12 protein-coding genes are annotated in these 13,321 nt (G+C 54.4%); 6 read left to right on the plus strand and 6 right to left on the minus strand.

Annotated elements, in window-relative coordinates; genetic code table 11:
* Positions 1-213 precede the first annotated feature (213 nt).
* A complete protein-coding gene (gene nagA, locus A8990_RS15460; RefSeq protein WP_425463909.1) occupies positions 214-1,398 on the minus strand; it encodes an N-acetylglucosamine-6-phosphate deacetylase in 1,185 nt (394 codons plus the stop codon).
* Positions 1,399-2,121: a glucosamine-6-phosphate deaminase gene (gene nagB, locus A8990_RS15465; protein WP_116189943.1), complete on the minus strand. Its 723-nt coding sequence runs from the start codon at positions 2,119-2,121 to the stop codon at positions 1,399-1,401.
* A gap of 211 nt (positions 2,122-2,332) precedes the next feature.
* Between nagB and fni the strand changes: the two genes are divergently transcribed.
* Positions 2,333-3,403 carry a type 2 isopentenyl-diphosphate Delta-isomerase gene (fni, locus tag A8990_RS15470; RefSeq protein ID WP_116189944.1) on the plus strand — a complete coding sequence of 357 codons (1,071 nt, stop codon included), beginning with the start codon at positions 2,333-2,335 and terminating at the stop codon, positions 3,401-3,403.
* Between the two features lie 44 nt (positions 3,404-3,447).
* Here fni and A8990_RS15475 read toward each other — a convergent pair whose 3' ends face one another.
* The 3 genes from A8990_RS15475 to A8990_RS15485 are packed head-to-tail and all read right to left on the minus strand — an operon-like array spanning position 3,448 to position 6,982.
* Entirely contained in the window at positions 3,448-4,548 is a 1,101-nt protein-coding gene (locus A8990_RS15475) for a Ger(x)C family spore germination protein (RefSeq protein ID WP_116189945.1), read from the minus strand.
* A complete protein-coding gene (locus A8990_RS15480) occupies positions 4,545-5,654 on the minus strand; it encodes a GerAB/ArcD/ProY family transporter (protein ID WP_116189946.1) in 1,110 nt (369 codons plus the stop codon). The genes A8990_RS15475 and A8990_RS15480 overlap by 4 nt, the downstream gene beginning before the upstream one ends.
* Positions 5,651-6,982: a spore germination protein gene (locus A8990_RS15485; protein ID WP_245996040.1), complete on the minus strand. Its 1,332-nt coding sequence runs from the start codon at positions 6,980-6,982 to the stop codon at positions 5,651-5,653. Before A8990_RS15485 ends, A8990_RS15480 begins: the two co-directional genes overlap by 4 nt.
* A gap of 133 nt (positions 6,983-7,115) precedes the next feature.
* Here A8990_RS15485 and A8990_RS15490 point away from each other — a divergent pair, with 133 nt between their 5' ends.
* From A8990_RS15490 to A8990_RS15505, 4 genes are all read left to right on the plus strand, one after another.
* Positions 7,116-7,871, plus strand: a complete 756-nt coding sequence (locus A8990_RS15490) for a class I SAM-dependent methyltransferase (protein ID WP_116189947.1) — start codon at positions 7,116-7,118, stop codon at positions 7,869-7,871.
* On the plus strand, positions 7,868-8,890 hold the full coding sequence (locus A8990_RS15495) for an MBL fold metallo-hydrolase (RefSeq protein ID WP_116189948.1): 1,023 nt from the start codon (positions 7,868-7,870) through the stop codon (positions 8,888-8,890). Before A8990_RS15490 ends, A8990_RS15495 begins: the two co-directional genes overlap by 4 nt.
* A gap of 82 nt (positions 8,891-8,972) precedes the next feature.
* Entirely contained in the window at positions 8,973-10,280 is a 1,308-nt protein-coding gene (locus A8990_RS15500; RefSeq protein ID WP_116189949.1) for a CapA family protein, read from the plus strand.
* Positions 10,281-10,288: 8 nt separating this feature from the next.
* Positions 10,289-11,032 (plus strand): glycerophosphodiester phosphodiesterase, encoded by a 744-nt coding sequence (locus A8990_RS15505; protein ID WP_116189950.1) that lies wholly within the window; start codon positions 10,289-10,291, stop codon positions 11,030-11,032.
* 43 nt (positions 11,033-11,075) lie between these two features.
* Here A8990_RS15505 and A8990_RS15510 read toward each other — a convergent pair whose 3' ends face one another.
* A complete protein-coding gene (locus tag A8990_RS15510; protein ID WP_116189951.1) occupies positions 11,076-12,212 on the minus strand; it encodes an HD domain-containing phosphohydrolase in 1,137 nt (378 codons plus the stop codon).
* Positions 12,213-12,411: 199 nt separating this feature from the next.
* Here A8990_RS15510 and A8990_RS15515 point away from each other — a divergent pair, with 199 nt between their 5' ends.
* Entirely contained in the window at positions 12,412-13,266 is an 855-nt protein-coding gene (locus A8990_RS15515; protein WP_116189952.1) for a DUF92 domain-containing protein, read from the plus strand.
* Positions 13,267-13,321: the final 55 nt, after the last annotated feature.

Raw genomic sequence — 13,321 nt, forward strand, 5'->3', positions numbered from 1 at the left:
GAGTATTCTGGAGCGCTATATTTGCGGAATTTCGCTGAAAGAGAGCAAAGAGAGTACTTTGGAGCACTACATTGAAGGAGATCAAGAAGTTCGAGCTTAAGAAGAGCACAGGTACCTTAGTTGAATGTGTCTTGGAAGTGAGACCCAAGCACTCTAAAAATATCAAAGTGCCGAGAAAGTCCACTGGACTTCCTCGGCACTTTGAAGAACTGTTTATCCGAAGATCTGACGGCCTTCCACCCAAGTGCGGCGAACGTCAGTGAACGACGTGTCCGTCAGCACGAGGTCAGCAAGCTTGCCCTCGGCAATGCTGCCTGTGACGTCGTCGATACCGAGCTGGCGCGCCGGATTGCCGCTCGCCATTTGGCTTACCTCGGCAACGCTAAGGCCCGTATGCGCGAGCATAAAGCGGAATGCGTCGATCATCGTCAGCGTGCTGCCTGCGAGAGCGCCGCCATCACGAAGACGAGCAACGCCGTCCGCCACGTCGACAACGAGGCCGCCAAGATCATACTGGCCATCGCCAAGTCCGGCTGCAGACATGGCATCCGTAATCAAGATGACTCGATCTCTAGGCTTCGCTGCGACCAAGAGGCGAATCGCAGCTGGATGGACGTGATGACCGTCCGCGATCAGCTCGGCATGAATCCGGTGGTCGGTTAGAACTGCGCCGACGGTTCCCGGCTCGCGGTGATGCAAGCCGCGCATCGCATTGAACGTATGCACCGCTTGCGTAAGTCCAGCATCGGCTGCATCGACGACTTGCGAATAGAGTGCATCCGTATGTCCTGCAGCAGCGACAATTCCGCTCTCCGCAAGGTATTCCGTCAGTGCGATTGCATTTTCTTTCTCAGGAGCGAATGTAATTTGCTTCATAAGTCCAGGGTATTGCTCGTTCCACGCTTGAATCCATTCCACCTGCGGCGTAACAATGAACGCCGGATTCTGTGCGCCTGGCCATTTCTCGCTGATGAAAGGACCCTCTAAGTGAACACCTTGCAGTACCGTATTCGGCATGTCATCGCCATCGCGGTAGGCATGAGTCGCCTCGAGTACAGCTGCGATCGCTTCAGGAGAAGCGGTCACCGTCGTTGCCAGCATCCGAGTCGTTCCTTTGGAAGCATGGAAGCGAGTGATGGTCTCATACGCTTCACGGTTCGCTTCCATGAAGTCAGCGCCGCCGCCGCCGTGGACATGCATATCAATGAAGCCTGGCAAGAGCCAGCCGCCGAGTCCATCTACCGTTTCAAGCTGCTCATATGGAGCTGGAATGGCGTCGCCTTCAATGATTTTCGCAATTTTGCCGTCTTCTACGACTACACTGCCTTCGACAATTTGATCGGATACGATAGTTTGAACATGCTTGATGAGCCATGAGTTACTTGATGTTTGCACCAATTATAACAGCCTCCCTGCCTCGCGATCGACGAGTACAAGAACGTTCTTGTGCGTTTGCAGGAGCGATGCCGGCACTTCCGTCGTAATCGGCCCTTGCAGCGCTTGCTTGACGATACCTGCCTTGTCGGCACCTTTCACCACGAGCAGAATCGAATCGGCCTTCAGGATCGATCCAACACCCATCGTAATCGCCTTCGTCGGCACGTCCTCCAGGTTATCGAAGAATCTCGCATTCGCCTCGCGAGTCGATTCTTCCAGCTCCACGATATGCGTTCCGCCTTGCAGCTCCTGATCCGGTTCATTGAAGCCGATATGGCCATTCAGACCAAGGCCGAGCAGCTGAATATCGATGGGCTGCTCGGAGAGCATCCGGTCGTACTCCACGCATTCTGCCTTCAAGTCCGGGACAGTCCCTTTCGGCAGGTGTGCATGATGCTTAGGCAGGTCGATATGGTTGAAGAGCTGCTCGTTCATGAAGTGCGCGTAGCTTTGCTTATGCTCTGGCGAGAGGCCGACATATTCGTCGAGGTTGAATGTCGTTGCATCCTTGAAGGTAACAGCACCGTTCTTGTACATCTCTATTATTTTTCCATAAATGCCGACAGGTGTCGAGCCGGTTGCGAGACCGAGCGTCGCATTCGGTTTATTTTTCAAAGTGTCCGCAAATAGCTGGGCAGCGAACAAATCGAGTTCCATCGTGTTGTCAAACGTTTTTACTTGCATCGTTGAGCGCCTCCTGTTTTAGAGCTTCTGCTTCTATTATACGAGGTTATGTGGCATACGACAATTAAAATGATTGTAATAATCATAAATTAGATCAAAATAATCAAAAATACGCTCATGCCATTCGGATTTGCTCTACCCCTGCCGAATATGCCATGATAGCTTTAATGAATTCGGAAGCTTGATAGCGAAAAAGGAGAACAGCGACAAAATGACAGACAAGCTAGATGACGAGCATCTTGTAACCGCCAAAAGAAAGGGAGAGCATATCCGCATTTGCCTGACGGAAGATGTGCAAAGCGTCGGTACGGAGCCGGGCTTCGCGCAGTATCGCTTCCGCCATCATGCGCTTCCCGAGCTGGCGTTTAATGATATTGATCTTTCCACCACTTTTTTGGACCGCGATATGGAAGTGCCGCTCTTAATAAGCTCCATGACAGGCGGCACGGATGAGACGGCTGTCATCAATGCACGGCTCGCCGAAGCGGCTGAAGCGCGCGGATGGGCGATGGGACTTGGATCCATCCGGGCGGCGATCGAGAATGAATCCTTGGCGGCTACGTTTCAAGTGCGGCGATATGCCCCGACGATCCCGATCATCGCGAACCTTGGAGCCGTCCAATTGAATTATGGCTATGGCGTCGATGAATGCCGTCGGGCGGCAGAGCTTGCCGAGGCGGATGCGCTCGTCCTGCATTTGAACAGCTTGCAGGAAGTGTTCCAGCCGGAAGGCAACACGAACTTCCGCGGTCTGCTTGCTCGTATCGGCGAGGTTTGCCGCAGCATCGACGTGCCCGTCGGCGTCAAGGAGGTCGGCTGGGGCATCGATGCAGAGACGGCGGATCGCCTCGTGCAAGCAGGCGTATCCTTCATTGACGTCGCCGGCGCCGGCGGCACCTCTTGGAGCCAGGTGGAGAAGTACCGCGCCAGCAGCGATCCGCTGCGCGCCGAAGCAGCCGAGGCGTTCGCCGGCTGGGGCATTCCGACCGCCGCCGCAATCCGCGAGGTCAGAGCTGCGCTGCCGCATGCGACCGTCATCGCGAGCGGCGGCTTGCACAGCGGCGTCGATGCCGCGAAAGCGATCGCGCTCGGCGCGGATTTGGCCGGCTTCGGCCGCTCGCTCCTTGCCGGAGCGGCTGAGGCGGCAGCAGGCAGCGCCGGAGAGCGCGAGCTGCACCGCCAGATGGAGCGGACCGAGTTCGAGCTGCGCACCGCGATGTTCGGCATTGGCGCAGGCTCGCTGCAGGAGCTGCGGAGCACGAACCGGCTCGTCCGGACCTAGCCCGCCAGCGCCTGCAGCGCACCAAAGCTTATGACACAATATCGCTACCGGATAATGCCAGAGCCTTCAATAATGACGTTCGCCTTCACGTCGAACTTCAGTCTCGGATAGATCGATTCCCAAGCTTTCCACGTCTTCTCGCTCCCGGCATGGGTTGCGCGGAACTTAAGCCCGAAGCCAAACGGATCAACGCCTGCTTGCTGTACCTTCTTAAGCAGGCGTTCGGCTTCTTGCTCCACCTGCGCATTGAATGTTTGCTCAAGCTTCTTCCAGTCTTGATCATAGACACCGATTGGCGCTTCCTCGAATATCCCTTTGATCTTCAGCCTTAGCCTCAATACATAGCCTTCATTGGTCCTTACAATCTTCGTTTTGGACGATATGCCATCCACAGACATGACCATATTTTGCCCACCGAAGGAAGCGGCAACCGTCGACTTCTTAAATTCATAGCGGATTTGATTGAACATCTCGGTTTCCTGCGGATTCAGCACGGTGACAAGCTTGGATTTGTCCAAAAGGCCAAGTCTTGTAACGACATAGCCGTTGTTCTCGACGCGCATGATAGGAAGGATCGGGTCTAAACCGCGTTCACCGGCGCGTCTTAATAAATCAAACAAATACGTGTAGAGGGTATACGACGACTCCGTGCCGCCATGTCCGAACGTGAGAAAGATCGCATTGCCCGGCAGTCGTTCGGAGGAGGGCTCGACGTTCAGAATCGAATTGGCGTCGGGTTTGCCAATTGCGACATAGGCAACGCTCTGAATATCTCGACGGCGGGCAAACCATTGCATAGGCGCTCTAAAATCCTTCTTGACCAGCTCTTCTCCGAACAGCAGCAGCTTGCAATGGCCGAAATCCAGCTCTTTATCGACATGAGATTTAAGCAGCCGCACGCCTTCGGCGATCGTTGTCGCTTGAATGGTTTCTACGCGCGACTTTGCGGCCCCGGGTTCAACCTTTGGCGATGGCACGGCCAGGCGAAGCGTGACTTTATACCCTTTCGCGCCTTCTGCGGGAGGATCTATACCGATCGCCACGACGAAGAAGCGTTTGTCAATGTCCTTAAAGCCGCATCCGCCGGTCAATCCGGCGAGCGACAGCAGCATAACAGTCAGCAGCAAGATTCGATTGTACTTCATGTTGACTGTTTCTTTCCGCCTGCTCCGATGCTGAGCACGAAGAGGAAGAGTACGGAAATGACTTCTACGCAGACACGCAGGATAAGCCAGTTCGTTGCAAGCCTCAAGTCTTGCTTTTCATCCAAAAGGTAAGAGGTAACAACTGTGAATAGACCGAGGATGCAAGCAATAACCCAATTGGAGAGCGGGGTACGCTCCGGATCGATCTGCGGTTTGGCTTTAGGCAGGCAGCTCTTGAAAAACTCCATTGCGATATGCCACACATTGGCCGTATACACAAGCGACAAATTCAAATACAGCAGCAGGAAAATAAATACGACCCGCTCGAGAAAGCCATACTCCATCGTCATGGAATCTGCAGTAACACTCCACACATACAGGTAAGAGGCTACTGCTTCTGTACCATGAAAGCCAATAGGTACGAAAAAGGAAGTCACCATAATAAAGCAGCAGACGAGCGGAATGAGCCAGCGATACCGGAGCCGAAAGTTCGGCGGGTTCAGCCGATTGAAGATGGCATAGCCGGAATAGCCTGTAAACAGATAAACCGCAGCTGCATAGGAGTTCAGCTTCGGCGGATTGCGCCAATATTGCGCGATGGTGAGCATGGCATCCCAATCGAGATTGCTGTTTCGGTACGATTTGAACAGAATCATCAGGATGAGCGGTACGTTAAGGATTAATCCCATCTCCACGATAAAGATGTTAGTCAAAGTGGATCGGGTCGCCCCGTAAACACAGGCAAGCGACAAGAGACTCAACACGACAATGGAGCTTGTATCCGGATTAAGAAACCGGTTAATAAGCACAGCGAAACCGTTCAGCACGATGGATGCGGAAATGAAGTACATGCAGCCCAAAAAAAACATCAGCGGTGCTGTCACCCATTTCGGGAAGTACATGGCGAAGATTTCTGGAACGCCTTTGCCAGGGAAGGCCTTCATGACAAAGGTAAACAAGAAAGCCATCGTGGTACCGATGAGGGCTGCGAGCAGCATAGACGAAATGGCTCCGGTGTAGCGGTCCTGAATGAGCAAATAAGGAACAAACATCATCAAGTTGAGCATGCTTACGATCGTTACACAGTAGTAGAAATAACGGTTCATCCTTGCCCCACCTGCCCGATATCACCTGATTGCGAAGGCGTTTTGCTGAAGATGCGAAAATACGGCTTGCCAAAGCTGCGCAAGTCGGCTAAATACACGAAGTATATGAACAGTCCGATCGTTACGCCAGCTATGCCGAAGAATATCGCCATAATGATGAGCGGATATTTCATGAACCGGATGGCCATGGACATGTTGTTGATCGGAATAACGAAATTCGAGATCGCCACGACCGAAGTCACAATAATCATAATGCTGCTGACGAGACCGGCTTGTTGGGCAGCTTGTCCGAGAATGAGGCCGCCGACTGTCGTGGCGGTAGAGCCGATATACTTCGGCAAGCGGACGCTGGCCTCAACAAGCGCTTCAATCATAAGCAGCATAATAATGACTTCAATAAATGACGGGTACGGCACGCCCGCCCGGCTTCCGGCAATCGAATAGGTCAATTGGACGCGAAACAGCTCCGGATTATAGGAAACGATGGCAACATACAAGGCTGGGAGCGTAATCGTCAGCAAGACAGCGATGTAGCGGAGAACGAGCAGCGTGCGCGTCATCCAGTAAGAATCGAATTGATCGTCCACTGCGCTTAAGAAATCATAGAACGTAACGGGCATGATGATTGCGAACATCGAGCCTTGAAGAAGCAATACGATTTTGCCTTCCTGAAGACTATTGCAGACCCGATCCGGCCGCTCCGTGACGATCATTGTCGGGAACAAGGTGTACCGGTCGCCAAGCGCTCGACTGAGCTGGCCAGTAGCGGTAATCATCGGTATCATTATGCGTTCCAGCCGTTTCCTGACCATGCTCAGCACGTTCGAATCGACGCTTCGCTTGTCATACAGAAGCAGCACGCGCGTCTTCGAAGTGGTGCCGACCGTTCGCTCTTCGGTAGCAAGCTCCGGGCTCGGGTAACGGCTGCGGATAATGTTGATCGAATCGATAACGTCTTCGCTGAGGGCGATCTGCGGCCCCATAATGACCGTTTCGACCATCGTCTGCGGATTTTCATTGCGAATAACCCGTGCGGCATCAAGCTTATAGATCGAGCCTTTCACCTGGATGAGGACGAAGCCAAGCAACAGTGTATCCGTCCATTTCGCCGGGTCGTCGAGCGGCTTGTAGACCGGATTGACCTTCACAATCTCGTCGAAAGGCTGCTGCTGCTTCGTGAACGGAACGAGAATAAAGTCGCTCACTTTACTGACATCGCAGAGCGACTCGATATAGGCGATTTCGATCGACATCTCGTCATTTTGCAGCTGGTGCATCGTTAAATCCCGCGATTCGGCGAACAACGACTCGATCCGTTTCAGCATCATGCTTCCTCCTCCTTCCTTAGCTTGGAATAGTATGGATAACAAGGAAGCAAATTATGCCGCTTCAAGCGTGTTTTGCCAGAATAGCGAGCGGTGAAGTACAATAAAAGGCAATGAAAAGAAAGAGGGGAAATGGATGTCGGCATGGTTCGAGCGCAGCTTTGGCTCTGATTATATCATTGTGTACAAGCATCGAAATTGGGAGCAGGCGAAGCGGGAGGTTCAGCGTATGGCAGGATGGCTGGAGCTGGCGCCGGGCGCGGCAATTCTCGATGTCGGCTGCGGGATGGGAAGGCATGCGCTCGCGCTGGCACAGCTGGGCTTTGAAGTGACTGGCATTGACCTGTCGGAAGCACTGCTTCAGAAGGCGCTAGAGCAGAATGAAGAGGGACTGATCAAGTCGCTCATCCAGGGCGATATGCGGAAACTGCCTTTTGCGGACGATACGTTCGACGCGACAGTCAACTTGTTCACGTCGTTCGGCTATTTCGAGACGGAAGACGATAATAAGCGCGTGCTGTCCGAGATTCATCGTGTACTGAAGGCGGATGGGGCGTTCCTGATTGATTTTCTGAACGGCGCCTATGTGGCAGCGAATCTCGTGCCGCGTTCGGAGCGGATGGATGAGGAATCCGGTTTACATATTGAAGAAGTGCGGATCATCACCGAAGACGGCTGGGTCGAGAAACGAATTACGGTCGGCGCGCCGGGTGAAGAGGCAAGTATTCGTCGCTATGTCGAGCGTGTGCGCTTGTACTCGCTGGCGTGGTTCGAGCAGGCGTTGTCTGAAGCAGGCCTGCAGCTGACGCATGTATATGGCGACTATGATGCGCATGAGTATAATGAGCAGCACTCGCCTCGTCTGATTTTGAAAGGGAGGGCCGCGAATTGAGTGAAGGAAGCAAGCCTGTCGTAACGAAAATTTGGCCGGGACCAGGCGGTATTATCCAAGTGAAGGTGCCTCTGCCATTCTCTCTAAAATGGGTCAACAGCTATTTGCTGCAGGACGAGCGGGGCTATACAGTCGTGGACCCGGGCTTGCATACACCGGAAGCGGTGCAAGCTTGGCAAGAGGCGCTCGGCGCGCATGGAATCGCCATCAATTCAATTCATACGATAGTGCTGACCCATCAGCATCCCGATCATTATGGGCTTGCTGGATGGTTCCAAGAGAAGACGGGCGGCGCGCCGGTCTATATCTCAGAAGCTTCGTATGCATATACGCAGAGGCTGTGGGGTAGCGATGCAGGTGCCGCATTCGCTGCAGATTTGACCGAGCTGTACGCAGCTCACGGAATGCCGCAGACGATGCTGGACGAAATTGCGCCGCATCTGGACAGCTTCATTGCGAAGGTGTCGCCGCAGCCGAAAGTAACCTTCCTCGAAGCGGGGCAGCCGTTCGAGATGGGCGGCCTTGCGTGGCATACGATCGACACGCCTGGGCATGCGAAGGGACAGCTATGCTTCTATGCTTCAGAGGAGAAGCGGATGCTGTGCGGCGATCAAGTGCTGCCGGATATTACGCCGAATATTAGCGTCGTTCCTGGCGACGGCGAGGACCAGCTGCAGCTGTTTCTGGATAGTCTTGCGCAGCTGCGCAGCTATGAGGTGGAGCTTGCTTTTCCGGGTCATCGAGACCCATTCGATAACTACCAAGAGCGAATCGACCAGCTTATCTCGCATCATGAACGCAGGCTGGCGCATATGTATAGTTTGATTCAATCAGGAGCAGATACGGGTTATACGTTATGTATGCAATCATTCGGCGAACGAATTGCCGGAAATACGCATAATTTAAGGTTCGCCATGTCAGAGACGCTGGCCCATTTGTTCCATCTGGAGAAGAGCGGGCGTATCGTGCGAAGCATGCAGGACGCCAAAGTTTACTTTACAATCCAAGCGGCGGAATAGCCGTAAAAAGTTTCCTTTACTCGCTCGCAAATGCGGTATAATGAATGCGTCAATGTTCGAGAGAAAAGGAGCTTAGCCGACTATGCACGCATCAAGGTCTGAAAAAAGTCAGCACCAGAAGAAGCAGCGCAGGGGGCGAATGCGAAGGCTGCTCGCAATCAATATCGTGATGCTCCTCATCCTCGGCGCACTCGCAGTTGTTTACGTGGTTCAGCGAGACGGCGGGACCAAGAAGCTGGATGTTGCAGCGGAGAATGGGAATGCAACAGGCACTAACAATGCAGCGGCTAGCGGCGATAACGCCGCAGCGACGACGGGCGACAATGCGACGTCGGACGATTCATCAAACAGTGGAACGAATGCGGAAGCGGGTCATGATGATCAGCAGGCCGTATCGGATGGGGCAGATGGTGGAGCCGTAACGGACACGAGTTCAGCGCCTGGCGATTCGATCACGCTTTCTTTTGCCGGAGATGTACTGCTCGCCGCAGCGGTTGAGAATTTGATGCAGAAGAACGGATTCGATTACCCCTATACCTACGTCCAGCCGTTTCTGCAGAAGCCTGACTTCATGGCGGTGAACCTGGAGACGCCGGTCACGACGCGAGGAACGCCAGCTCAGAATAAGCAATATGTATACAAATCATCGCCGGATGCGCTGCCAGCCTTGAAGGCATCGGGCATCGACCTCGTCAATCTGGCGAATAATCATACGATGGACCAAGGCGAAGAGGGGCTTCTCGATACGATCGAGCACCTCGATTCCGCAGGCATTCCGAATATGGGAGCGGGGCGCGACGATGCAGAGGCGTTCAAGCCAGTGCTGCTGGAGGCCAAAGGGATCAGCGTCGCGTACATCGGTCTGTCACGGGTCATTCCGGAAGGCTCGTGGAAAGCAGGCAAGGATCATCCGGGTCTTGCCGAGACTTATGACTCGACTCGAGCAGTGAAAGCGATTCAAGAAGCGAAGAAACAAGCCGATCTCGTCGTTGTCATGGTGCACTGGGGCATTGAGCGGGAGGATAACCCGAATGCCGACCAGACGCGCCTGGCGCATGAATACATCGATGCTGGAGCCGATTTGGTTATTGGCAGTCATCCTCATACCTTACAAGGCTTCGAATCGTATAAAGGCAAGTGGATCGCATACAGCTTGGGCAATTTCATCTTCCCAGGGATGACGCCGGATAAGACGAAGGATACCGGTGTCGTCGATGCGCGTTGTTCCGTGGATGGCAAATGCTCGCTTCTGATGCATCCGATGCGCTCGAATCAATCCCAGCCAGCGCCGCTTAAAGGCGAAGATGCGGCTGCGCTGCTTAAGCGGATCTCGTCGATTTCGATTCATGCGTCGATTGACGCTGCAGGTAACGTGAAGCCGAAGGAGTGAATGATCGAATGCTCAACCCTTGTGTTGCCCATCGGGGAGCGTCGGGACTTGCGCCGGAGAATACGATGGCTGCTTTTCAAGAAGCCATGCGCTTTCCATTCGTGCAATGGATTGAACTTGATGTTCAGCTGTCCAAGGACGGCATTCCTGTCGTCATTCATGATGATTCGCTGCGAAGGACGGCAAGAACGGCTGGCAGGGTGAACGATTATACGGCGGAGCAGCTTGGGAAGATGGATGCCGGAAGCTGGTTTGACAAAGCTTTTGCCGGTGAGGGCATTCCGACTCTGGAGCAGGTCATGCTCGAAACGATTGGCCGGTGCCGTTTGAATATCGAGCTGAAAACGTACGGTGGCCGCTATCCCGGCATCGAGAAGAAAGTCATCGATCTGCTGAATAAGCACAATCTTCAGCATGACTCGGTGATTACGTCATTTGATCGCGAGGCACTGAAGACGGTTCGCTCGTTAACGGCAGATGTGCGTACGGGGCTGATTTTGGATGCGTCGCCTTGGACGCTTGTGATGGATTTGAAGCAGCTCGGCACCACATTTCTGTCGATTGGCTATATACATGTTGCACCTCAGCTGCTGTCGTCGATGCATGATGCGGGGGTCGCCGTCATGGCGTGGACTGTGAACGACGCGCCGATGATGAGGCGGCTTGGTAATATGGATCCGAACTTAATGATTTGTACGAATTATCCGGACCGCTTTCAGCAGGCAGCGACAGCAGGGAAGGCGCTCGAATAAAGAGAGACCGGCCATCACACCTAGTGACAGCCGGTCTCTTCAATTATAGATCGCGATATCGCTCGCGGATATCAAGAATAGCGGGAAGCTGTTCATGCAGCACGTCGACCAGGCGGGAATCGAAATGTAGGTCGCGCTCTTCGTTGAACATGGCGAGAATGCGTTCCAGCTCCCACGCTTTCTTATAGACCCGTTCGCTGCCGAGCGCGTCGAATACGTCTGCAACTGCTGTGATGCGGCCGTACAGATGGATTTCTTCACCTTTCAACCCTTGCGGGTAGCCGGTTCCGTTCCATTTCTCATGATGCTGGTAAGCAACGATCGCTGCCGTTTTGAGCAGTTCGCGGCCGGAAGACTTGAGCAAATTATAGCCAATCGTCGTATGGTTCTTCATCAGCTCGAACTCTTCCTCAGTCAGCTTGCCCGGCTTGTTCAGCACTGCGTCAGGGATCGCGACCTTGCCGATATCGTGCATCGGCGAGACAAGCTTGAGCAGCTCGGCTTCCTCTTGGGGGAGGCCGAACCCGAGTGCAAGTACGTAGGAGTATTCCGCAACGCGTTTGACGTGGTTGCCTGTTTCTTTGGAACGGCTCTCGCCAATCTCGCCCATCGCAGAAATAATTTCGCGCTGCGTTGCGACGATCTCTTCGTGGAGCATGACGGACTCGAGCGATTTGCCGGCGTAGGAAGCAGCCAGCTTCAGCTGATCCAGGTCGCGTTCGGTGAATACTGCTTGGGACGTTAATTTATTAATGGCCTGGTAGGCGCCGATGATGCTGCCGTCGTTGCCGACGAACGGCACGGTGATGATGGACTTCGTCACGTAACCGGTTCTTTTGTCATTTGCATCGTTGTGGCGCGGATCTGCGTAGGCATCCACAATGAGCAAATTTTCGCCTGTCAGAATGGAATGTCCTACGAAGCCCGATCCGAGCGGGATACGGATTTCGTTGACGCCATGTGCGATCGTCGTGAACAGCTCTCCGCGGTTATGGTCAATGAGCCAGACGGTACATCTGTCAGCCAATATCATTTCACGACCCATATCAGCCATTAGAAGAAGCACGCTCTTAAGGCTTCTCTGGCTACCGATTCTAGCGGTATAATCAAAGATGATGCGAAGCAGTTCTTCCGGCGTTCGCTCTTGTGCTGCTGGCGATGAATCAGTTACAGGGTTCATTAGGTAGGAGCGCTCCTTATCTTCAGTACTGGCTAAAGGGATATATCGTACTAAGCAAAACTAACTAGGAATGGATACGTGTGAAACTTATAAATGCTATTCGACTAAAATATGACAAAGTATTAGGCCGTTCGACATATCATTTCAACACGAAGTCGAAAAATCCTGCTTTTGGCATCGGAAAGGAATTCATCCTCATATGACTGATTTATCCACTAGCTCTATCGCCCACCGTGTGTTGGTCGGGCTTATCGGAAGTTTGATCGCTGCCGGCTGTGCCTATCGGCTGCGCTCGCTGTCTGCTTCCGGTGCATGGTCCGCCGTTGTGATGGGGACCTGCTATGTTGCGTTCGGCGGGCCGTTCTGGTTCGGCACGCTGATCGCATTCTTTATTTCTTCGTCGTCTCTGTCCAAATGGAAGAGGAGACATAAGAAGAAGGAGCAGGCGGAAGCCAAATATGCTAAGAGCGGCCGGCGGGACTGGCTGCAGGTATGGGCCAACGGCGGCCTTGGCCTGCTGCTGTGCGCCGGGCATGCGCTATGGCCGCACAGCGGCTGGACGTTTGCGTTCGTCGGCGTGATGGCTGCGGTGAACGCCGATACTTGGGCGACGGAAATCGGCGCCCTGAGCGCGGCTTCGCCGCGGTCGATTTTGACCGGCCGACGCGTCTCGGCCGGCACGAGCGGCGGGGTCACGCCGCTCGGAAGCGGCGCCGCGCTCGCTGGCGCCGCCTTTATTGGCGCAGTCGCGACGCTGCTCGCGGGAGCGTCGCCAGCGCCTGAGGGCGCCGCAGCTGGCGGGGCGGTCGCGCTGCTCGCCGCCGCGGCGGTGGCCGGCACGGCCGGCGCCTTCGCCGACTCGCTGCTCGGCGCCACCGTGCAAGCGATGTACCGCTGCCGCGTGTGCGGCAGCGAGACGGAGCGCGCCGAGCACTGCGGCGTCGCTGCCGAGCGGGTGCGCGGCTTCGCCGGCATGACCAATGATGCGGTGAACCTCGCATCGTCCGCGCTCGCGGGCTTGCTCGCGTGGCTGATTGGCAGCCTGCTGACCTAGCGCCGGCTGGTTTCGCTGAAGAGTGGTACGACGTACCACACAAGCGAGGAAATCC

Origin of the sequence: Paenibacillus taihuensis (genome assembly GCF_003386535.1) — a bacterium.
Lineage (GTDB): Bacteria > Bacillota > Bacilli > Paenibacillales > Paenibacillaceae > Paenibacillus_Z > Paenibacillus_Z taihuensis.